We start from the raw sequence: 22,200 nt of genomic DNA, 5'->3' as shown, positions 1-22,200 counted from the left end.
GGCTATTCGTCCTCGTCGGCCGATGTCAGATACAGATCGACCTCGTTGGCCGCGCGTCCGTCGCTCCACTTGCCGAACACCGGGCGCTTGCCGCGTGCACTGAATCCTGCGGCACGCCAGCCGGCGAGACGATCACGCTTGCCGGCGACTTCGACCGAGATCGCGACATGGCCCCGTTTGCGCACTTCAGCCATCAGGGTATCGACATGAATTCGCGCGATGCCCTGGGCGGCTTCGGCAGACCAGAAGTCGCGCACGTGCACGGTGTTGTCCACGATCTGGCAGGCGAACCAGGCGAGCAGGTCGCCATTCGCAGGGTCACTGAGCAGCAGGAACTCGGTGTCTTCGAACGGGCACTGGTCGAAGCGCCAGTGGGCGAAGCGGTAGTCGCGAATCGACAGTGCGGTGTCGCCAATATTCGATCGCGCCCATAGCGCGTCAAAGCGCGGGTCGGCGGCATCGCTCCACAGCACCAGCGGGCGCGCGTCGCGGCGCGAGCGCCAGGCATCGCGCAGACGCACACCAAGATCGACGAAGGGGCCGGCGACAGCCGCCAGTGCGCGTGGCAAACGTCGACTCAGGTATCCGGCGTGGCGCAATACGCGCGCGTAGCGCACGATCTCCCCAAGCTTTGCGTAGCCGACCCGCTTGAACACCGGCGCGGCCTTGGGATTCGGGAATCCGTACAGCAATCCGAATCGCGCAGCACCGGCTTCAGCAACGGCAGTCTGCAGCATCATCGCCGGGCCCAGCGAACGATGTTCGGGACTGACGGCCAGATCGACGAGAACGCCGGCCTCGAATACGCTATCTGCAGCCTGCATGCGTCGCGGACCCGCCGAAGCGACTCCGACATGGCTGCCATTGGCGACCTGGCGAAGCAGGCGCAGGGTCGGTTCGCCAAACGGACAACCCGCATAGAACCAGTCGAACTTCGACTGCATGCGTGTGGCTTCACCCAGGTTGCCCTGCCACAGCGCCAGCACGGCTTCGCGGTCGCGCCGGACATCACCGGCGTCGACTGCGTAGGGCGCTGGCGCGGTGTCACTCAATGCGGCAGGTCCAGTTCGTTGACTTCACCGACCAGGATCGGCGCGCGGTGCATGTAGCGTGTGGTGCGGCGCTTGGTGCGGATATCCTCGTAGACGGCTTCGGCCTGCGCTTCGCTGATCTCGAGCACGCGAGCCAGTTCGGCTGCGGCCACGTCGTGGTTGAGCGACCACAAGGCGAGATCCATCGAGCGATAGGGCAGGGCGAAATAGAATTCGTCCTGGCCCTGTTCGAGGCTGTAGGTGTCGGTGGTCGGAACGGCCGCACAGACGCGTTCGGGCAGACCGAGGAAACGCGCCATGCCATAGACCTGGGTCTTGTACAGATGCGCGATCGGTTTGACATCGGCGGCGCCATCGCCGTTCTTGACGAAGAAGCCCTGGTCGTATTCAAGCCGGTTCGGTGTTCCGACCACGCCATAGTTGAGGCGATCGGCATGGAAGTATTCGAGATTCTTGCGGATGCGCTGCTTGAAGTTCGTCGCGGCGACGATCTGCAGGTACTCGCTCAACCCCAACGGGCGTTCGACCTGTTCGCCGTCCGGCGAAACGGCGACCAGCTTGAAGCGATTGATCTGGCCCTCGATGCCGCCTTCGATGACGATCTTGAAACGCCAGCCATCGCCGTATTCGGGCAGGGCGCGGCGAACCGCTTCATCGCGCGCCTTGTAGCAGCCGATTGCAGCCAGGGCCGGGGCGATGTCGACGGTCTCGACGCGAATGCCGAGATGGCTGGCGAGAATGTTGGCACGCGCGGCGCTGTCGTCGGAGGAATCGCGCTCGGGCAGGATCAATGCGAACACGCGCTCGGGCCCCAGCGCACGCACGGCGAGCGCCACGCTGGCCGAGCTGTCGATGCCGCCGGAAATGGCCACGACAAGGCCGCGCTTGTGCAGCTCTCGCGCGGTAATTTCGCGCAGGCGCCTGGCGATGCGATCCGCCTCCTGCTCGTAGTCGATTTCCAGTACGTTCCAATCCAGCTTTGTCACGAGACCTCCCGCGGTTCGGTGGTGGCAATCAGTTCCGCACGCCGGATCTTGCCAGAGGCGGTCTTCGGCAACGCGTCGACGAATTCGATGTGTTTCGGAATCTTGTAGGCGGCCAGTCTATCCCGGCAATGCGCCTTGACCTGGTTGACCGTCAGGCTCTGTTCTGTCGAGACGACGATGAAGGCCTTGATGACCTGGCCGAGGGTGTCGTCGTCGATGCCGACCACGGCCGTCTCTGCGATCGCGGGCAACTCGGCAATGACTTCCTCGACATCCTTCGGATGCACGCGATGGGCGCCGGTCTTGATCATGTCGCTGCGACGACCGGACAGGAACAGATAGCCGTCGCTGTCGAGATGGCCCATGTCACCGGTCTTTAGCCAGCCCTCGCTCAGTACGGCCGCAGTCGCATCGGGATTGCGCCAGTAGCCGAGCATGAGATTGGGTCCGCGGGCATGCACCTCACCGACTTCGAACGGTTCCGCCAGCTGTCCGTCTTCACGACGGACCACAAGCTCGACGCCCGGAATCGGTATGCCGACCGCACCGGATTTTTCCACCAGTTTCTGCGGCGGCAACCAGGTCAGGCGTGCGGTGGCTTCGGTCTGTCCGTACATGATGAAGATCCGGACCTGCGGCAGCGCTTGCTGCAGACGCTGCGTGGTGGCCGGGGCCATGGCGCCACCGGCCTGGGTCACGTATCGCAGTGACGACAGGTCATGGTCGGCCAGCGGCACCCGATTGAGCAGGAGCAGGAAGGTCGAAGGCACGCCCGAGAAACCGCTGACGCGCTCACGCGCCATGGTTTCCACGATCATGTGTGGAAATACCAGGTTGGGTTCGATGACGAGGAAGCCGCCGACAGCAAGATGCGTATGCAGCACCGATGCCCCGTAGGAATAGTAGAACGGCAGTACCGACACGATGCTGTCGTTCCTGTCGAGCTCCAGATAGTCGATGATCGAGTCGACATTGGCGGCAAGTCCTGCATGACCGAGCATGACGCCCTTGGGGGCGCCGGTCGTTCCCGAGGTATAGAGGATCATGGCCAGATCGGCAGGTTCGGCCGTTGTCGCGGCGGGCGTTGCCATGGTTTCGACAGCGGTCTGCCAGGCGATGGTTCCCGGCGTCGCTTCGCCGGTTCCCGTAGCAACGCGCAGTGGCGGCAGCTCGAGGGCCGCGAGAGCCGATTCGGCGTCGCCGTGCCCGGATTCGTGGACCACGCAGCGTGCCTCGCAGTGACGCAGCCACGGTTCGAGGTCGCGCGCACGTGCCTGCGCGTTGAGCGGCACGATCACTGCGCCAGCGAGCCAGCTGCCATAACAGGCAACGATCGCCTCGATGCCGTTGGGCAGGATCAGGGCAACCCGGTCACCGTCGACAATGCCTGAGTTGCGCAGAAACGCCGCGAAAGCGTTTGCCTGTGCCCAGAGGGTGCCGTAGTCGATGCGCTGCTCGCCGCAAGCAACCGCGCGTCGTTCGGGCTCGCTGCGTGCTATCCGTTCGACACGTGAGGTAAGCGAGGCCATGCGAGCAATCTACGCAGACAGCTTGTTTTCGACGAACGCCCCGATCGTGTCGATGGAATCGAAATTGGCTGGAATCATTTCCGCATTCTCGACCTTGATCGAGTAGGTCTCTTCGAGGTGCCCGATCAGTTCGAGCATGCCGGTCGAATCGACGATACCGTTGCGGATCAGCGAATCGCTGTCGGCAAGCGCGCTTTCATCGTCGGTGAAAAGATAGTTTTCGAGCACGAACTTCTTGATCTGCTTTTTGTGATCCATCGATCTGGTTTCACCCCGGTCTTGTGGCCCCGCGGAACGGACGATCGATCGCCCATTGACCGCCATGGCGCGTATGCAGGCTTGCTGAGGAAAACGGCTACAGCCAAACCCGAAAAAATCGGCTGGTACGACGCCCACCGCCCCGTCAGTCAGGCCGTAATCCTCAATTGTGCACCAAAGCAGGTGGACTTGGCTTCCCCGCGGGCCATCGGGACAGCGGTGTGAGTGCGCGCGTGCAGCTTTTCGGCGAATTGGCTATGGTTCGGGGCCAGACCCGACGACGAAACAGGTGCAACCATGCGATCCAGCGTAGCCATGGCAGTCGTGCTGCTTGTCATCACGGCGTGCACGTCGCATCCCGATGCGCCCGCCCGACAGGAACCGGTATCGGCCGGTGACGCGGTGGGGCAAACCGAATCCAGCGAGCGCGGAGAGGTCCGAATCGTCGAGCTCGCCAGAGGTTTCGATCATCCGTGGGCGCTGGCCTTCCTTCCCGATGGCCGGATGCTGGTGACCGAACGTCCGGGACGACTGCTGCTGCTGGACGCCAGCGGCGGCTTCATCAGCGAGATTTCCGGTCTGCCGACGATCTTCGTCAGCGGCCAGTCGGGCTTGCTCGACGTGGCGGTCGGACCGGATTTCGCCAGCAGCGGCCTGATCTATCTTTCCTACGCCAAGCCCAACTGGCGAGGCAACCTGGCCGGCACGGCCGTGTTCCGGGCCAGGCTGGAAGACAGGAGCCTGCGCGACGGCAAGGTGATCTACGAGCAGGAGCCCAAACTGTCCAGCGGTACGCATGTCGGTTCGCGTCTGGTTTTCGACGATTCCGGCCACCTGTTCGTGACCCAGGGTGAGAACAACAAGCGACCGACCGCCCAGGATCTCGACAAGTTGCAGGGCAAGCTGGTGCGCATCAATCCCGACGGCAGCGTGCCTGCCGACAATCCCTTTGTCGGGCAGAAAGACGTTCCTGCGCAGATCTGGTCCTACGGACATCGCAACATGCAGGGAGCGGCGCTGAATCCCTGGACGAAGCAACTCTGGACCAGCGAGCACGGGCCCAAGGGCGGCGACGAGATCAACATTCCGCAAGCCGGCAAGAACTATGGCTGGCCGATCATCACCTACGGCATCAACTACGATGGCGATCCGATTCCCGAGGCGATCGGCACCGAAGCCCCGGGCATGGAGCAGCCCCATCACTACTGGAAGGTGTCGCCGGCGGTCAGCGGCATGGCGTTCTACGACGCCGAACAGATGCCCGGCTGGAAGGGCAATCTGTTCATGGGCGCTCTCGCCGGCACGAGCCTGATCCGGCTTGAGCTGGAGGGCGACGCCATCGTCCACGAGGAACGCCTGCTGAAGGATCGCGGCGAACGCATTCGCGATGTGCGGGTCGGGCCGGATGGCAGGCTCTATGCGCTGACCGATGCGGACAGCGGCAAGCTGCTGCGCATCGAGCTCGTCAGCGAATAAGCGCGCACCGCACGCGCTGGCCGATCAGGTGTCCGGTGCTCCGCGCATGAAGGTTTCATCCAGCAGCATCGTCGAGAGAATGCCGACGAAGGCCTGGTTGTCGGCAAACCCGGTGGCCTTGCCGGCCCGGCACTTGTCGAGCAGGCGGCCCACGCGGGTGGCGTCGAAATAGCCCGATTTCCTGATGCGCTCGGCGCTGAGCAGGTCGGTCACGTAATCGGGCGCCTTGCCGTTGTTGAAGAAGCTCTGGCTGTCCGGGGCACGATACGGCTGCTTGGTGCGGGTCACGATATCGAGCGGCAGCAGGTCCGAGAGTGCGCGCCGCAACAGGTATTTTTCGGTCAGGCCGCGGATCTTGTAGTTGGGTGGCAGGCGGTTGCCGAACTCGATCACGCGGTGATCCAGGTAGGGCACGCGACCTTCAACCGAATTCGCCGATGCGACGCGATCACCCTGCGCGGCGAGCAGATAGCCGGCCAGCAATGACTTGGCCTCGACATACTGGTCGCGTGCCAGTGGCGTCCAACGCCTGATTTCCTGCGGCAGACGCTGTTCATACCAGTCCAGCGCATCGCGAGGGCCCACGCTGGCGCGCAACTCGTCGGAAAGGAAATTGAGCGCGCGCGCCGAGGTGGTCCAGCGCGGCACATGGGCGAAGATCGGGCGATCGATATGCTCGAGGCCCTGGCCGAAAAAGGATTGCGCAAAAGCCGGGTTGCTGACCGGTGAGTTCTCGAGATAGCCATACAGACGGCCGAGCAGTTTCGGACGCAGGGTCGAGCCCGGCTGGCTGGCCCAGAATCGGCGCACCTTGGCTTCCTTGAAAATGTCGTAGCCGCCGAAGACCTCGTCGGCGCCTTCGCCGGTGAGGACGACCTTGAAGCCCTCCTCGCGAACACGCTGCGAGAGCAGCATCATCGGGACCGGTGCCGTGCGCAGGACCGGCACCTCGGCGTGCCGGATCAGCCGCGGAAACGCTTCGCCGATCTGTTCGCGGGTGCAGCGCAAGGTGGTGTGGTCGGTTCCAAGATGACGCACCATGGCCTGCTGGTGCTCGCTTTCATCGAACTCGGCATCTTCGAACGCAACCGAAAACGTACGCACCGGCGTCTGCGTGAATCCGCGAATCATCGCGACAATGCCGGACGAGTCGAGACCTCCGCTCAGATAGGCGCCGACCGGAACATCAGCGCGCAGTTGCAGGCGGATGGCATCGACCAGCAGACGGCGCAATTCGTCGGTGGCTTGCTCGACGGAAGTAAACGCCGGCGGCGAGCCCCTTTCCGGAAACGACCAGTCCCAGTAGCGGGTCAAGGTTTCGCTGCCATCTTCCTCGATTGTGAGCAGATGCCCGGGTGGCAGGCTGTGGACACCTTCAAACAGGGTTTCCGGGTCAGCCGGTGCCCAATAGGTCAGGGCTTCGACCAGGCCGCCCGCGTGCAGGCGGGCGCGCTCGGGCAGCGCCGCAAGCAAAGCCTTGATCTCCGAGGCGAACCAGATCCGGCCGCGGGCGCGGGTGTGGAACAGGGGGCGAATGCCTGCGCGATCCCGGGCGAGGACGAGGCGTCGCCTGCGCGCATCCCAGAGCGCGATGGCGAACTGCCCGTTCAGGTGTTCGACAAAGCGATCACCGTAACGATCGTAGAGGTGGACGATGACCTCGGTGTCCGACTGCGTATAGAAGTGGTGGCCCTGCGCGATCAGATCGGCGCGCAGCTCGACGTAGTTGAAGATCTCGCCATTGAAAACCGTCCAGACGTCCCCGCGTTCGTTGTGGATGGGCTGGTCACCGGTAACCAGGTCGATGATCGAGAGGCGTGCATGGGCGAGACCGATGCCCGGCGCGACGTGGTAGCCGTAGCCGTCCGGCCCGCGATGATGCAGGGTGTGGATCATGCGTTCGAGAACGCCCTGCGCTTCCGGCCCGCCCGCGCCCGCACCGCTGAAACCTGCTATTCCACACACGGTCCGATCTACTCCCCTGCTGCGGTTCTGTGAATGGCCAGCGCCTCGTCACAGGCGGCCAGTGTTTCTGCGGCGACATCGCCCCAGCTGCGTGAAAAACGCCGTGACAATGCCGTTTCATCCCAGTCACGGTCGAGAACGTCGGTCAGCGCATGCGCCAGCGCGGGCACATCGCGCGGCGGTACCAGCATTGCACAGCTGTCGTCGACGACCTCGGGTACGCCACCGACCGGTGTCGAGACCACCGGTCGGCCGCAGGCCAGCGCCTCGACCAGCACGTTCGGGTGTCCTTCGGAATAGCTCGGCAAGGCGAGCAGATTGCAGGCGGCCATCCAGCTTGCTACCTCACTGGCGGGTTGCGCACCAGCCAGTCTCAACTGATTGGCCGGGTCCTTCGCCAGCTCGGCCAGCTCTGCACGCATCGGACCGTCGCCGACCAGGACCAGTTCGGCTCGCGGATGTTCGCCGCGCAGGCTGCGCATGGCTTCGACCAGTTCACGCAAGCCTTTTTCGGCAACCAGGCGCCCCACATAGAGCACCAGTTCGGCATTTTCGCTGAGGCCGAGTTCGACTCTTGCCGCGGCCCGGTCGCGGCGGTGAAACGTGGCGGCGTCGCAGCCATTCGCGATGACACGAACGCGGTCGGCGTCGGCCCCATAGTCGCGTACCGCAAGCCGGCCGAGATCGGCGCTGACCACCAGCAGGCGATCGGCCTTGCGCACGACCGGCGCGGTCAGGCGTCGACTGACGACATCGCGCACGCGGATATCCGAACCGCGCGCGCCGGCTACCAGCGGGACGCCCAGTTCGCGTGCGACGCGCAGAGCGCCGTAGGCGTCGGGATACAGCCAATACGAAAGAATGACATCCGGCTTGAACGCCTGCGCTTCGGCCAGAATCGCGCGAGCACACAACCAGCCATTGAACGGGCGGCTCAGCATCGGCAAGGCCGGATAAGTCACGTAGACCACGTCACAGGCGCTCACCGGCTCGGCAGGATCGGGGGCGCGAAACAGATAGCTCCTGGGCTGGGCCCAGCGCGGATAGCGCGCGACCGGGCTGATCACACGCACTTCGGCCAGGCGGCCGAGTTCGGTGACCGTCTGGTGGATCGGACGACCGCGCGTGGGTTCACCGGCAACGGGAAACTGCGAGGTAACGACAAGGATGCGCATGCGGCCCGGGGGTCTGCGAAAGACACGATTGTATCGACTGCGCGCCCACACTTGGGTCCGACAACCGGCGACCTGTCGGAATGGACGCCGATCCTGGCGCATAATTGCGCTCGCAGGGTGGGCAGACCCATTCAGAGGCGCAGCGGGCGTGCAGACATCGGGTTCCAAAGCGTCACGCATCGTCGAGCTCGACGCGTTGCGCGGGTTGGCCGCATTGGCCGTCGTGGCCTTCCACTACACGACGCACTATGGCAACGAGGTCGGGCATATCGGCCCGGCCCCGATCTCGCTGGCCTTCGGCAACTACGGCGTACACCTGTTTTTCATGATCAGCGGCTTCGTGATCTTCATGACGCTCGAGCACACGCGCACGGCGATGGATTTTGTCGTGTCGCGATTCTCGCGCCTGTTCCCGGCGTACTGGGCCGCCATCCTGATCAGTGCTGCCTTCGTCTACACGATCGGCATGTCCGCGCAGCAGGTTCCGTGGCGTGATGTCGCTATCGACTTCACCATGATCCAGCAGATTCTCGGTGCCGAGCATCTCGATGGCTCGTACTGGACCCTGCAGGTCGAGCTGTTCTTCTATATGCAGATGCTGTTCTGGTTCGTGCTTGGCCTGCTGCACCGGATCCGCTGGATCATCGTGGCGTGGCTGGTTCTCGCCGTCATCTGCGGGCTTGCAGAAAAGCACGACATCCACCTCTCCTATACGGCCAGGGAGCTGTTGATCGTCCGCCACATTCCCTATTTCGCGCTGGGCATCCTGTTTTACCGGATTCGTACGCACCCGCTGGAACGTCGCGGTGACATCGCCCTGATCGGTCTGTGCCTGGTCGCGATCGGACTCGCCTTCAAGCCCGTCTATCTGGAGGTGGCCGCGATCAGCACGGCGATTTTCGCGTTGTTCGCGGCGGGGCTTCTGGGTGGTTTGCGCTGGGCACCGTTCGCCTTCCTCGGCACGATCTCCTATTCGCTGTACCTGCTGCACCAGGCAATCGGATTCAGCCTGATCTGGCATCTGGAGACCGTCGGTGTCTCGGCCAGCCTGGCTGCCCTGGTCGCCGCCGTCGCGGTCACGATCCTCGCGACAGGGCTGACCTTCCTGGTCGAACGTCCGGCCATGCGCGCGATCCGGCGCGCAAGGCGTCGGCGTCTCGATGCCAGGGCGCTGCGGCACGCCAGCCAGGCCTGATCCGCGTGGCGCGACGCTACCGGTTGCGCGCCAGGGAACTCAGCCTGATTTTCCAAAGGTGAGATCCAGCCCGCGTTTGGCGCCGATGCGCGGCTTCCAGCCGAGCACGTCGTTGGCGGCACGCAAGTCGAAGTTCGCCAGCGGCCGCAACGAGCGGACCCGGTAACGGGTCAGCGGTACGTCCCGACGCAACATCTTGCCGAGCAGCTCGACGCCGAAAGCAAGGGCCATGAACATCGCCGCGGGTACGCGCACGATACGCAACTCCTCGCCCAGCTTGCGCTTGGCGCGGGCCAGGTACTCCTGCTGGGTGATCACGGCCGAATCAACGATATTGAAGAGCTTGCCGGCAGCCTCGGGCGTTTCTGCCGCCAGCAACAGGGCATCGATGACATCATCGACGTAAACCAGCGGCAAGGTCACGCCGCCGTCGCCCACCGCAACCCAGCGACCGGCCAGGCCGATCACGGCGTTCGGCGTGACCTTTTCGGCGCCGGGACCGAAGATCTGGCCGGGCCGCAGAATGACGGCTGGCAGTCGGTCATGCCGAATCGCGTCGAGCACGGTCTGCTCGGCCGTCAGTTTCGTCTGCGTATAGGCACCGCGCCACTGCGGGTGAGGCTCGTAGTCGGAAGTTTCGGTGAGGGCCACAGCCGGATCGCGACCGGCATGGTCGAGCACGCTCATCGAGCTGACGTAGACCAGACGCTGGTTGCCATGTTTCCTGCAGGCATCAACCACGTTGCGCGTGCCCCAGACCGTGCCGGCCTCGAAGTCGCGAGCGCTGCCGCGCATGGCGGCACCGACGTGATAAACGATGCCGGCTCCGGCCACGGCGTGATCGACACTGCGTGGGTCACCGAGGTCTCCGATGACGACCTGAATGCCCGGATCATCGGCATAGGCGGCAACCGGCTTGCGCACCAGCACACGCACGCTCTGGCCGCGCTTGCGCAATGCCTGGACCAGGGCACGGCCGAGAAAGCCCGCGGCACCGGTCACCAGCACATCGGCTGGCGCCAGGTTCGAATAGCGCGCTTCGATTTCCTCGCGCCTGAGTCGGTCCGGCTCGGCGCAGGCCGGTTCGAGCAGGGAGATCGTGCGCAGGGCAGCGGCGCCGTCAAACGGAGGTTTGCCGTTGTCGCGCGCCGCGATGGCGAAATCGGCGGCACCCTTCTGGATGCCGGGTGAAGGCTTGAGCATGCCGGTGGCGAAACGCAGGACATTCCACGGCACGCGAACGGTATCGGCTATCGCGCTGAGGAACGTATTCAGGACGATACCGATGAACTTGGGGCCCGGCAGCACGCGATGGATGCGCACGATCTGCAGGAAACGATCCACTTCGATGATGCCGTGCGTACCGCGCACGACGACGCGGCTTTCCATCGGACGGGCATTCCACGACAGCAGCAAGCGCCCGCGCCCTTTTTCCCCGCTCGCCGTGGCCTGCCATTCGTCGAAGCGCAGGTTGGGGTCACGGCCGCTGCCCTGAAACTCGACGCGCAAGTCGGACAGCGGTCCGAGAAAGGCTTCGAGCGTGTAGAGCCCATGGACACCGAGATCACGGAACGGATAGGAGCCCTGGGCGACCTGGGCCGGCAGCGGACCGCCGGCATAGGCGGGGTATTCGGAACTGCGCAGGATGTCGACCGAAACGATTTCGCCGATGCGACCGGCACGTACCGCTTGCAGGGCCTTCATCACGACCGGATCAAGCAGATCGGAATGATTGACGCCGAGAATCAGACCCTTGGCTTGCGCCTTCTCGATCATGGCTTCGCATTCGGCCACTGTATCGGCCATCGGCTTTTCGACAAGCACGCCGCAACCCATGTCCAGCGCCTTGATCGCCAATGCGGCATGCGACGCCGGCGGAGTCAGCACATGCACGATCTGCGGACGCGCCGCCGCGAGATCGTCGATGCGGGTGACGACCAGGCCGATGCCATAGCGCGCTGCCAATGCCTCGGCCGCCTCGCGCTGGGTATCGCAGATAGCCACCAGTTCGACGAAATCCAGTCGCTTCAGTGCGGCCAGATGATGGTTGGCAACGTAACCTGCGCCGACAACTGCGACACGCAACATTGCAGGACGTTCTGCATTCATGAAACAAACCCCTGAACTTCGTTATTGAGCTTTTCGGGCAAGGTCGTGCGCCACTCGAGCGACGACTTCCTCGACACGGCGATCCCAGGACTGGTCGGCGACCGCGGCCATGCGCCGGGCGCTGGCGTCCGCAGACTGGTCGAGTACCGCAACATCAAGGGCAGCGAGGAATGAATCCCGGTCCTCGGCAATGCGCACCACATCGGAAAATTTCTCGATCTCGGCGTTGCGCACACTGACGACCGGCTTGCCTGTCGCCAGGTATTCTCGCAGCTTGAGCGGATTGGCGTTGGCCACCTGACGGTTGAGCCGGTACGGAATGATCGCCGCATCGAAGGCTTTAGCCCAGTTCGGCAGGTCCCGGTACGGCTGTGCGCCGGTCAGATGCAGATTGGGCAAGCCCTGCAGCGCGTCGGTATCGACCGCCGCATGTCCGACCAGCAGGAACGACCATTGCGGGCGCTGGCCTGCGAGCCAGGCGATCAGTTCGAAATCGATCCATGCATGCAAGGAGCCGAAATAACCGATCACCGGATGCGCCAGACCGGCGGCTCCGGGCGCGATCGCTGTTGTCGCCTCGGCGGCGCGCGCGAACAGTTCGAGGTCGACGCCGTGCGGAGAAAAAACGGTATTCGGGTTCAGCGCCTTCTTGGCCTCGACCAGGGCCGGCGGGGCCACGAACAGCAGGTCGGCGCGGCGGCTGAGCGCCTGGTCTCGGCGACCGATCAGTTCGGTATCGACGCCGGGATGGGCGGCGTAGTCGTCGATGCAGTAGTAGACACAGAAATCCTCGCCGAGGCGGCCGGCGAGAAAACCCGGATGCGGCACGACAAACCAGGAGAGACAGCGTCGGATACCGGCCTTGCGCGCCGCCCTGCGCACTGCCCAGCGCCCGAACCAGCGGTTCAGGCCGTCCACGCCGGGGAGGCGCCGGAATGGCAGCTGCGGCACCGTGCAGTGCCAGAGATTGCCTTCGATCCGGGTCGGCGGCCTCAGCGTCGCCAGCAGCTTTCTCAGCATGCGGCTGAGGTCGCGGCCGCTGGCGGTCGGCGCGCGCATGCCGGGCGAGCTCACATACAGCAGCGGGGTCCGTTCGGCCAGACGCAGGGCGACGTGATGGCTGCTGGTGCGATTCTCCGAGTGCCAGTCGTTTCCGAAATAGAGGATGCCGCGTCCGTCGAACGGGTCAGCGACATCACTCATTGCGCCACCAGCAGACCAGCCAGACCGTGCCGCCGAACCAGATCCAGTCCTTTTTCAGCCCGGGAATGCGGTCCAAGTGCGGACCCACGCGCCGTGCCGCCGGTGCAAAGATCGTGACCAGGCAGTTGCGGCCCAGTTCGGACATGCGTCCCAGCGTGCGCTCGACGTCGCTCATGTAATAGAGCACTTCACAGGCGGTGACGAGGTCGAAGCGATCGACCTCGCCGGACCAGGGCTGGCCAAAGATGTCTGTCGCTGCAAACTTCGCATCGGGCAGTCGCTGGCGGGCGCGCTCGATCGCCTTCTCGCTGACATCCAGGCCGTATGTCCGGTTCGCCAGCCTGGCCAGGTGGCGGGTCTGGTGGCCTTCGCCGCAACCCAGTTCAAGCAGGGTGTCGAACGAGCCGAACTCGCGTTCGATGATGCGATTGGTGCCTTCGAAACGCGAAATCTCGGCGGGCGAATCCATGTTCCATGGATCGGAAATCGAATAGGCCAGGTCGAGGCGTTGATGGTTGTCATTCGGGCCGACCCCACGCAGCGCATATTTCATCCACGAGCGTCGTTTGACCTTTTGCAGCAGGGCTCTGGCCTTGTTCAGCATGGACTCTGTCATTCCTTGCAGTTGCGCGGCGGCGACCAATTGGCTTTCGCGGGAGGATGCTCGCTGGCAACTTTCAGGGGGCGCAGGGTCGAGCTGTACCAGTCAATGACGACGCCGCAGCGGAAGGCCACCCAGGACGGACCGTATTCCCAGCGTTGCTCCCATCCGGACACCGGTTCGCCCTGGATATCACGCACCTGCTGGGCAGTGACGCCAAGATCGATGATGCTGACCACCGGCGGGCCCGGCTTCGACTGTTGCGGGCCTTCCGCAGCAGGCAGGCTGGCCGCAGGATCCGGATCTTCGGCCGGGGCGAAGTTCGCGCCGATCCAGAGCCCGATCACGACCAGCACGACAAACGCCAGAACGATGCGGGAGTTTCCACGCGACTCGGCAGGCTCCTGCATGTGTACCTGCTGTGCTGCCTGCTGCGTCGGCATCGGGCCTGGGGTGCCGCTGATCGGTCCCAGCTGTGCCGCTCCGGGCAGGCGCCCGTGGCGGCGATGGAATTCCATCGCCGAAGCGTAGAGCGCATTGAGGCGCTGCAGATCCTGCGGTGCCCGGGCGTGGCTGCCTTCCCGATCGGGATGCAGGGCGCCAACCCGCTTTCTGTAGGCGTGCTTGAACTCCTCCAGCGTGCAGCCGGCGCTGACCTCGAGCTCCTGGTAAAGCGCTATGAAATCGGTGTTGCCTGCCATTCCTGCCCCCTTGCACATACAATCTTACCGCGCCGCGGAAGTTGGCGCTGACGCGCGCGCCCAGCGGGCACACCCGATTATCGGACAGGGAGGGGGACAGGCATGTCGGCGATGAGCCAGGCAGAATCGGCATCGGCGACACCGCGCAGCCGGCGACACTTCATGGCCGCAGTGCTCTGGCGGACGCGGTTGGTCAGTCTGGCAGCCCTGCTGCGATCGGCCCTGCGCCGCGATCTGCGCATCCTCGCCTATCATCGCGTGCTGAACATCGATGACGAAGATGCATTCGAATTCGATCTCGACCTGGTCAGCGCCTCCGCACGGCAGTTTCGCGAGCAAATGGAGTGGATCAGGCGGCACTACTCGCCGATCCGGTTCCGCGATGTCATCGAGGCCTGGGAGCAGGGCCGCTCCCTGCCGCCCAGGCCGGTCATCGTCACCTTTGATGACGGCTACGACGACAACTACCGAATCGCGTTTCCAATCCTTCGCGAGCTGGGTGTTCCGGCCACGTTCTTCGTATCGACCGGGCATATCGACAGCGCTCGGGTGTTTGCCTACGACTGGCTCGTGCACATGCTCTTGCGGACCGGTGCCACGCGCCTTCGCATCGAGGAATTGCAGATTGACGAAGTCTTGCCGGACAGCCGCCGACAGCGACGCAGTGTCGCAGCACGCCTGCTGGATCGCATGAAATGGCTGGACGCGGACGCGCAATCGACGGTCATCGAACGACTTGAGCGCGAATGGGCGATGCCACGCGCGCCGGGTCATCCCGATTGCAGGCCCATGAGTTGGGATGAACTGCGCGAGATGCAGGCGGCTGGCATGGAAATCGGCTCGCATGGCATCTGGCACAACATGCTGGCGAAATTGCCGTCATTGGCGATGCATGCCGAAGTAGCCGGCTCCAAGGCGGCACTGGATCGCGAACTCGAACGGGATGTCGAGGTGATTTCCTATCCGGTGGGTGGCCAGGATGCCTACGACGAGGCGGTCATCGAGGCCGCGCGCGAATCGGGATTCAGGCTCGGCTGCAGCTACGTCGCCGGAACAAGCCCCGTACCCCGCCAGCCTGAATTCGAACTGCGTCGCTTGCCTATCGAGCGTCACATGGATCAGGCATGGTTTGCCTCCCTGCTCGGGATTCCCGAAGCTTTCACCTATCCTTCACGGCGACGCATTGGTTGAGCCCCTTCCAGCTCGAATGGTTCATGAATGACACGCGCCCTCGCATCTCGCCTGGAAAGAATATCCACTTCGCCTTCACGGCAAGTGTGCCCGGCATGAGCCCGATCGAGAAAACTCTCGCGGGATCGATGTCCTGCCCGGCGATCGCGCGCATTCCGCAAGGGGCCGGGCCAGCCTGATGTTCTTCTTCATCCTGCTCTACCTCATTCTCGTATTGGTGCGCCCGCAGGATTATCCGGCGCTGGCCGACTCCGGCATCCCGATGCTGCCGATCGTGCTGCTGATCGCGGTCCTGTTCTGGCTGCCTTCACGCGACAAGAACCTTTCGCCCCCGCACTACGTGCTGCTGGGATTGTTTCTGGTCGTCCTGATGCTGTCGCACATCGTCAATGGCTGGTTTGGCGGCGCGCTGGTTCAGCTCGAGAGTTTTGGCCCTACCGTGCTGGCATTTACCGTGCTTGCGCATGCCGCCGTGGATCTGGAGCGGGTCAGAAAGACCCTGTTCGTATTCGTGCTGAGCGGCGTGATCCTCGCGCTGCATGGCATCGACCAGATCGAACACGGGATTGGCTGGACCGGAGTCGGCCTGTCGCAGGAGACGCGAATCCAGTACCTGGGCATCTTCAACGACCCGAACGACCTTGGCCTGCTCTTCATCATTACCTTGCCGATGGCGCTTTTCCTGGCCAGCCGCGGGGGTTTGCTCGGCCTGCGTCGACTGTTCTGGTGGGCGATGGCGGGCGTGCTTGTCTACGCCATCTACCTGACCGCATCGCGCGGTGCGCTGGTTGCGATTGTCGCCATCGCCGCGGTCTGGTTCTGGCAGCGCCGCGGGCTGGTCATGGCGGGAATGCTGGGTGCCGGCATGCTCGGGGTCTTGCTGATGCTGCCATCGCGAATGGCCGACATCGATGCCAGCGAATCTTCCGCCGCGGGGCGCATCGACGCCTGGTACGCCGGGCTGGAAATGTTTCTGGCCAATCCGTTGTTTGGCGTGGGCCCGGGCTTGTTCGCCGACAACAATGCCAACCTCACCGCACACAACTCGTTCGTCCTGGTACTGGCGGAAACCGGGATCATCGGTTTCACCATCTGGCTGGCCTTCGTCATCTACGGGTTCAGGATGATGATGGCGGTGATCAGATACCAGCCCGAACTCGACGACGCAGCGGCCAGGGCCGACTGGAAGGCCGAGCGTTCCCTGGCAACCACCCTGCTGCTTTCGCAGGTCGGATTCTATTCGGCGGCATTCTTTCTGAGTCGAAGCTATGTCATCCTGCTCTACCTGCTTGCCGCCCTCGTGCTTGGCTACTACACGGGCGCCTGCCGACGCTACCCGGGATTGCCACGATTCGATCTCGCGCGGGATATCGTGCGCTGGCCCCTGATTGCCGCCGCCTCCACGTTTGGACTCTATGTGATCGTGAAGATCCTGCTGGTGACCATGTGAACGTCCGCAAGAAGGCCATCCGCAATACGCTGTTTTCAAGTGTCGGCATCTATACCGAGTACCTGCTCGGCATGCTCACTTCGATCTTTATCGCCCGGCACCTCGGCCCCGAGGATTTTGGTGCCTACAGCGCGGTGATATGGATGGTCGCCATGGGCGTTGCGATGACCAACTCGGGAACGGCGAGTGCCGTGATCAAGTTCGTTGCCGAACTGCGTGGCGCCGGCCGCGAGGACCAGATCGCCATCGCAATCGCCTATCTGCGTCGCGCCCAGCGCTGGTTCCTGCTTGCGGTGCTGGTGATCGGCGGGCTGCTGCTTTTTTTCGCCGGAAATCGGATAACGCCCGGTTTCAATCACCTGATGATTTTCGGCTTTCTTGTCATCGCCGTCAGCCTGCGCGCGCAATACATGTTCAATGTCGGCATTGCCAAGGGCTTCGAGGACTTTCGAGCAACCGCGATCGTGGCCAGCATTGCAACGCCAATCAACCTCGGCATGGTCGTGTTTGCCTGGTGGGTGGATGCCGAGGTGGAGGCGCTGCTGGCCGTCTTCCTGATTTCCAGCGCCCTGTTCTATGGCGTCTCGCAGGCGCTCACTTCACGCATGATTCCGCCACCTGGCAAGGACACCGTTCTGCCTGATCCGCTGTTGCGCAGGGTGCGCCGGCACATGCGCCTGGTCGCGGTCACTGTCACCGTCGGATTCCTGGCCGCCAGCGAAGTCGAAGTCTTTTTCCTCAACATGTTCGGTACCTCGGATGCCGCCGGCATGTTCAAGGTGGCCTACCAGCTTGCCGTGGGTGCGGCGATGCTGGTGCCAGGCGTCGTCGGTGCGCTGATGCTGCCGATGATGGCGAACGCCCTGAGCCAGGGCAGGGATGTTGCAGGCCAGCGCTTTGTCGGCTCGACTTCCTACCTGGCCCTGCTCGCAGCTCCCCTGGTTGCCTTTGGTGCCGTATTCAGCGCACCGATTATCGCGCTCCTGTATGGCGCCCAGTACGCTGAAGCAGCGCCGGTATTCGCGGTGTGCCTGTTTGCCTGTTCGCTGGCCACGGTAACCCAGGGAGGCTCAAGCCTGCTGGTCAGTGCTGATCGCCAGCTGACCATCCTGGTCATGGTGGTGGGATGCGGCTTGTTGAAGATCCTGCTCGATGTCGTGCTGATCCGGGCCTATGGGCTGCACGGTGCCATGCTGGCCTACCTGGTCGTCGCCATCGTCAACGCAGCGGCGGTCATGACGCTCGCCCTGCGCGCCATCGGCCTGCATCCGGACTGGGCGCGCCTGCTGCGCATCAGCCTGGCAGCCGCCCTGGCCGCTCTTGCTGCCCTGCCATTGCGTGGCCATTGGCCATCGCTGCCGACCCTGGTGATCGGCGCTATCGTGGTTGCCGTGTGTTATGCCTTTCTGACCCTGTTGCTGCGCTGCTGGAGCAGCGCCGATACCGAGCATCTGCAGCAGCTGGTGCAACGCTATGCGCGTGGACGTCCAAAGGCGCTGATGCGTCTGCTCGAATGGTCGGGAAGGGCAACGAGGCAGGTTCCGTGAGCAGCTTGTATGAAACGGCGTTCCGTCGTGTGCTGTTTCCGCTCTATGAGAGCGGTCTGCGCCGCCGACCCACACTGGCCTACATGAAGGAGTACGAGCAGAACCAGTGGCTGAGCAGCAGCGAACTGGCCGAACTTCAGTGGGGCAAGCTCAAGCGCCTGATCGAACACTGCTGGCGCGACGTGCCCTACTACCAGCGACGCTGGAAGGAACTCGGTGTCACTCCGGACGACTTGCAATCCTTCGACGACTACGCGCGCCTGCCGATCCTCAACAAGGCGGAAATACGAGCCAACTTCGAGGATCTGCATGCGACTTCGCTGCGCAAGGGCCTGCTCTACAAGACCACCGGCGGATCGACCGGGGAACCGCTTCGATTCGGTTATACGCGAGAGAGTTATGAGCGCCGCACCGCAGTGATGTGGCGAGGCTATTCCTGGGCCGGTGCGCGCATGGGCCGACGCATGCTGTACCTGTGGGGCATGTTGATCGGCGACCCGAGCCTGACCCATCGGATCAAGGAAAGCATCTACCACTACGCGTTCAACCGATACATGCTCAACGCGTTCCTCATGAGTGAGGAGCGCATGCCCGAGTACGTCGAGCGATTCAACCGCTATCGACCCGAAGTCGTGGTCGGCTATGCCGGGCCGCTGCTGCGCATGGCCGAATGGATACGCGACCGGAAGCCGCCGATTCATCAGCCACAGGCGATCCTGAGTGCCGCCGAGGCCCTGCACAACGCCCAGCGCGAAGTGATCGAGAAAGCATTCGGTTGCCCGGTGTTCAACACCTATGGATGTCGTGAGGTGATGCTGATTGCCTCGCAGTGCGAGCAGCGCGACGGCTTGCATCTCAGCGCGGATCATCTGCGCGTCGAACTGGAATCGCTGCAGACGAGTCCGTCCGGAGAACACATTGGCGAAGTCGTTCTGACCGATCTGCACAACTACGGCATGCCGCTGCTGCGCTACGCGAACGGGGATCTGGCGACGGCCGCGGACGGTCCGTGCGGTTGCGGGCGCGGTCTGCCGAGGGTGCGGCGTATCGATGGCCGCAAGCTGGACACCCTGCGCACGCCGGCTGGCCATCTCTTGCCCGGCGAATACATCGTCTACGCATTCCTTGGGATCGCCTCGATCAAGCACTACCAGGTCGTGCAGCGGGAGCTGTCCGCGCTCGACGTCAATCTGGTTCCGGATTCGGGATTCGGTGAACATACCCGGCAGCAGATTCGCGCCGAGTTGGCCAAGGTCGTCGGCGACAGCGTTTCGATCCGTTTTCACGAGGTGGACCAGATCGTCGCCAGCCCCAGCGGAAAGTTTCGGGTCGCGATCTGCGAGCTGGGTCAGGACGCAACGACATCGTGAAAATCACCCACGTCGTCGAAAACCTGAATCGTGGCGGCCTCGAGCGGGCGGTCATCGACCTGATCTGCGCCCAGCGCGCGCGCGGTCACGACTGCCAGCTGATCTGCCTGTTCGAACGCGGCACCCTGGCCGAGGAGCTGGAGGGGCACGGCGTGCCCGTGCATGCCTGCGAGAAGCGGCGCGGTTTCGACACGGCCGCGATCGGCAGGCTGCGTCGGCATCTGCGCGATCACGCGAGTGAAATACTGCATACCCACAATGCCGTGGCCCACTATCACGCCGTGCTGGCCGCGCTGGGATTGCCAATACGCCGCACGATCAACACGCGACACGGAATGGGCGGCCTTGCCACCGGCAGTCGGCGCGAATGGATTTACAGGCGTTCGCTGATGCGCACCGATGCGGTGGTCACGGTGTGCGAATCGGCGCGCAGGGACATGCTCGAACGTGATGCTGCGCCAGAGTCGAAACTGGTGGCAATACCCAATGGTATTCGCGTCGAGCGGTTTGACCCGTCCGACGAGCCATCACGCGCAAACCTTGCCGCCAGCCTTGGCTTGCCTGCAGGGACACGCCTGATCGGCACGGTCGGCAGGCTCAACTGGGCCAAGGATCAATCCAGCCTGATCGCCGCTTTCGCCAGGGTGCACGAGAGGATCGGAGATACCGCCCTGGTCGTTGTTGGCGATGGAGAATTGCGCGCCGGTTTGCGAGAGATCGCCGACAAGAGCGCAGCAGCCGGGCGGATCCTTTTTCTTGGCGATCGCAATGACGTCGATGAACTGCTGCGCGGATTCAGCCTGTTTGCGATGTCCTCGCTGACCGAGGGTTATTCGATCGCCTTGCTCGAGGCTTGCGCCGCGGGCTTGCCCATTGTCGCGACCGATGTCGGTGGCAATGCCGAAATCGTGCGTGAAGACATCAATGGCCTGCTCGTCCCGGCCCGCTCCGAAGACGCCCTGGCCGAGGCGATGATCGACTTGCTGAGTGATCCGCAGCGCATGGCAGCAATGGGCAAGGCCGGCCGCGATTGGGTTCTCGAAGAAGGCTCGTTCACGACCATGGCAGCGCGTTACGACGCCGTCTATGCAGGGCATCAGATCGGAGACTGATGCGAAACACCTGTTGTGTTTCCAGGCCAGGGTTGCCCGCGCTGACCTTGAGTGTTCTCGCGTAGCAATGGCTCGAATGGATGGACCGAACGGCGAGTATCGGCCAGAAGCGGACGCTCAAAGGTGCGTATTGGCTACGGTTGAGATCTTGGACAAGGCGAACTGGCCTCGATTGGAATCAATTGCTCTCTTTGGAGCCAACTGGCCCCGAACCTTGGGACCAAGTCGCTCTGCTCGCATTCAAATTGGGAGGGGCCAATGGCACCGAATGCCAGTTGCAGCCACCTCGAATCTTCTGCAAGTGACGCGCCCCTCTGGCTTACTCATCAACTAGCCTCAATTTCCTCTATTCGAAACGCGCCATCGACGTGCCCAGGAGCGCTTCTAAACTGCTCACGAAACTGCGCGAAGCGTTCTGAATCCACTGGCACCACCGGCTGAACTCTCCAGATGTTTCCAATAGAGATCCGCTTTCCAGCTGTGTCTCCTATCATCACAAGAACCCTAAACAATATCGCTTCAACGTCAGCTGCAACCACGTCGGTCATCGCCGTCCGAATAAACCTACTGTTCTCTCTGAAAAGTCTCTCAACATTTAAGTGGATTAGGCGCACAGCCTCATCCTCGTCTGCGGCAACCATTATGTCGGAGCCCGGATTTACTGCCCTGGACAAATCAACTGCAATAGCGAAGGGGTGATCATGACCCTTTGCTCTGTGCTTGATGATTTGATTTGCAGCACACGTCAGGTTTGAGCCTATGGCCCGGCCCTTTTTTACTCTCTTGCATTCCACTCCAAGCTGATACCCCGGAAAAGTGGCGACTACATCTGCAGGCCTACCTAGTGAAATTTCACCCCCTGCCTGAGCCAGCCAACGCGCGGTTCCGATTTCAAAAGCGATGTCACGACCCTGATCATCAGTGCCAGCATTGACGTATGAAAACGCGCCCAATGGTAGCCGATCAAGAGTCTTTCTAACCGGCTTTAGCACATCAACCGAGAACGTATGAAGATAGCTGATATCGAGGGACTCGATCATTGCTGTCCAGACCTCATCCCGAGTTACTTTCAACCCACCGTCGGAATCTAGTGAAACAGAATTTAGGATGTTCAAAGCATGACCAATTCTGTTGCGGTTCAAATCCGTGCGGAACGTTGAGCACGCCTCGATTGACCTCTTTAGCCCATGAATTATTTCCTCGACCGTGTACATGGCGCCTCCTTGCCCTCAAGTTGGAGAATACGTTGAGCGATCAGTTCGCTTGGATAGCGCCCCTGA

The 22,200-nt window shown here is 63.0% G+C and carries 19 protein-coding genes; 8 read left to right on the top strand and 11 right to left on the bottom strand.

All coding sequences use genetic code 11. The annotated features are described in order from the left end of the window. Window positions 1-2 precede the first annotated feature (2 nt). Genes R3F00_RS05355 through R3F00_RS05340 form a run of 4 tightly spaced genes read right to left on the bottom strand, consistent with a single transcriptional unit; the run spans window position 3 to window position 3,825 of the window. Window positions 3-1,052: a hypothetical protein gene (locus tag R3F00_RS05355; RefSeq protein ID WP_371280696.1), complete on the bottom strand. Its 1,050-nt coding sequence runs from the start codon at window positions 1,050-1,052 to the stop codon at window positions 3-5. Further along, on the bottom strand, window positions 1,049-2,038 hold the full coding sequence (gene nadE, locus R3F00_RS05350) for an NAD(+) synthase (protein WP_371280695.1): 990 nt from the start codon (window positions 2,036-2,038) through the stop codon (window positions 1,049-1,051). Before nadE ends, R3F00_RS05355 begins: the two co-directional genes overlap by 4 nt. Further along, window positions 2,035-3,567, bottom strand: coding sequence for a class I adenylate-forming enzyme family protein (locus tag R3F00_RS05345; RefSeq protein WP_371280694.1), 1,533 nt, complete (start codon window positions 3,565-3,567; stop codon window positions 2,035-2,037). The genes nadE and R3F00_RS05345 overlap by 4 nt, the downstream gene beginning before the upstream one ends. A 9-nt stretch (window positions 3,568-3,576) precedes the next feature. Next, entirely contained in the window at window positions 3,577-3,825 is a 249-nt protein-coding gene (locus R3F00_RS05340; RefSeq protein ID WP_371280693.1) for an acyl carrier protein, read from the bottom strand. Between the two features lie 297 nt (window positions 3,826-4,122). Here R3F00_RS05340 and R3F00_RS05335 point away from each other — a divergent pair, with 297 nt between their 5' ends. After that, the gene (locus R3F00_RS05335; protein WP_371280692.1) at window positions 4,123-5,301 is read left to right on the top strand and encodes a PQQ-dependent sugar dehydrogenase; all 1,179 of its coding nucleotides are present in this window, start codon (window positions 4,123-4,125) and stop codon (window positions 5,299-5,301) included. 24 nt (window positions 5,302-5,325) lie between these two features. Here the strand turns inward: R3F00_RS05335 and asnB are convergent, their stop codons facing one another. Beyond that, complete coding sequence (gene asnB, locus R3F00_RS05330) at window positions 5,326-7,266, bottom strand: asparagine synthase (glutamine-hydrolyzing) (RefSeq protein ID WP_371280691.1); 1,941 nt, start codon at window positions 7,264-7,266, stop codon at window positions 5,326-5,328. A gap of 8 nt (window positions 7,267-7,274) precedes the next feature. Next, a complete protein-coding gene (locus R3F00_RS05325) occupies window positions 7,275-8,441 on the bottom strand; it encodes a glycosyltransferase (protein WP_371280690.1) in 1,167 nt (388 codons plus the stop codon). 148 nt (window positions 8,442-8,589) lie between these two features. Here R3F00_RS05325 and R3F00_RS05320 point away from each other — a divergent pair, with 148 nt between their 5' ends. Then, complete coding sequence (locus R3F00_RS05320) at window positions 8,590-9,636, top strand: acyltransferase family protein (RefSeq protein ID WP_371280689.1); 1,047 nt, start codon at window positions 8,590-8,592, stop codon at window positions 9,634-9,636. 39 nt (window positions 9,637-9,675) lie between these two features. Here the strand turns inward: R3F00_RS05320 and R3F00_RS05315 are convergent, their stop codons facing one another. Genes R3F00_RS05315 through R3F00_RS05300 form a run of 4 tightly spaced genes read right to left on the bottom strand, consistent with a single transcriptional unit; the run spans window position 9,676 to window position 14,250 of the window. Continuing rightward, window positions 9,676-11,724, bottom strand: a complete 2,049-nt coding sequence (locus R3F00_RS05315) for an NAD-dependent epimerase/dehydratase family protein (RefSeq protein ID WP_371280688.1) — start codon at window positions 11,722-11,724, stop codon at window positions 9,676-9,678. Between the two features lie 42 nt (window positions 11,725-11,766). Further along, a complete protein-coding gene (locus R3F00_RS05310; protein ID WP_371280687.1) occupies window positions 11,767-12,948 on the bottom strand; it encodes a glycosyltransferase in 1,182 nt (393 codons plus the stop codon). Then, window positions 12,941-13,564, bottom strand: coding sequence for a class I SAM-dependent methyltransferase (locus R3F00_RS05305; protein ID WP_371280686.1), 624 nt, complete (start codon window positions 13,562-13,564; stop codon window positions 12,941-12,943). Before R3F00_RS05305 ends, R3F00_RS05310 begins: the two co-directional genes overlap by 8 nt. Continuing rightward, window positions 13,561-14,250, bottom strand: a complete 690-nt coding sequence (locus R3F00_RS05300; protein WP_371280685.1) for a J domain-containing protein — start codon at window positions 14,248-14,250, stop codon at window positions 13,561-13,563. The genes R3F00_RS05305 and R3F00_RS05300 overlap by 4 nt, the downstream gene beginning before the upstream one ends. A 102-nt stretch (window positions 14,251-14,352) precedes the next feature. Between R3F00_RS05300 and R3F00_RS05295 the strand changes: the two genes are divergently transcribed. From R3F00_RS05295 to R3F00_RS05270, 6 genes are read left to right on the top strand one after another with little or no spacing between them, the layout of a single operon-like run. Then, the gene (locus R3F00_RS05295; protein WP_371280684.1) at window positions 14,353-15,441 is read left to right on the top strand and encodes a polysaccharide deacetylase family protein; all 1,089 of its coding nucleotides are present in this window, start codon (window positions 14,353-14,355) and stop codon (window positions 15,439-15,441) included. Between the two features lie 23 nt (window positions 15,442-15,464). Continuing rightward, entirely contained in the window at window positions 15,465-15,620 is a 156-nt protein-coding gene (locus tag R3F00_RS05290; RefSeq protein WP_371280683.1) for a hypothetical protein, read from the top strand. Beyond that, a complete protein-coding gene (locus tag R3F00_RS05285) occupies window positions 15,620-16,891 on the top strand; it encodes an O-antigen ligase family protein (RefSeq protein ID WP_371280682.1) in 1,272 nt (423 codons plus the stop codon). The genes R3F00_RS05290 and R3F00_RS05285 overlap by 1 nt, the downstream gene beginning before the upstream one ends. Further along, complete coding sequence (locus R3F00_RS05280; RefSeq protein ID WP_371280681.1) at window positions 16,888-18,438, top strand: polysaccharide biosynthesis C-terminal domain-containing protein; 1,551 nt, start codon at window positions 16,888-16,890, stop codon at window positions 18,436-18,438. The genes R3F00_RS05285 and R3F00_RS05280 overlap by 4 nt, the downstream gene beginning before the upstream one ends. Then, window positions 18,435-19,808: a phenylacetate--CoA ligase family protein gene (locus tag R3F00_RS05275; RefSeq protein WP_371280679.1), complete on the top strand. Its 1,374-nt coding sequence runs from the start codon at window positions 18,435-18,437 to the stop codon at window positions 19,806-19,808. The genes R3F00_RS05280 and R3F00_RS05275 overlap by 4 nt, the downstream gene beginning before the upstream one ends. Beyond that, complete coding sequence (locus tag R3F00_RS05270) at window positions 19,805-20,920, top strand: glycosyltransferase (RefSeq protein ID WP_371280678.1); 1,116 nt, start codon at window positions 19,805-19,807, stop codon at window positions 20,918-20,920. Before R3F00_RS05275 ends, R3F00_RS05270 begins: the two co-directional genes overlap by 4 nt. A gap of 326 nt (window positions 20,921-21,246) precedes the next feature. Here the strand turns inward: R3F00_RS05270 and R3F00_RS05265 are convergent, their stop codons facing one another. Then, window positions 21,247-22,134, bottom strand: a complete 888-nt coding sequence (locus R3F00_RS05265) for a hypothetical protein (RefSeq protein ID WP_371280677.1) — start codon at window positions 22,132-22,134, stop codon at window positions 21,247-21,249. Between the last annotated feature and the right edge of the window lie 66 nt (window positions 22,135-22,200).

The sequence above is a fragment of the Dokdonella sp. genome, assembly GCF_041395345.1.
Lineage (GTDB): Bacteria > Pseudomonadota > Gammaproteobacteria > Xanthomonadales > Rhodanobacteraceae > Dokdonella.
This window is presented reverse-complemented; position numbering and strand designations above follow the sequence as displayed.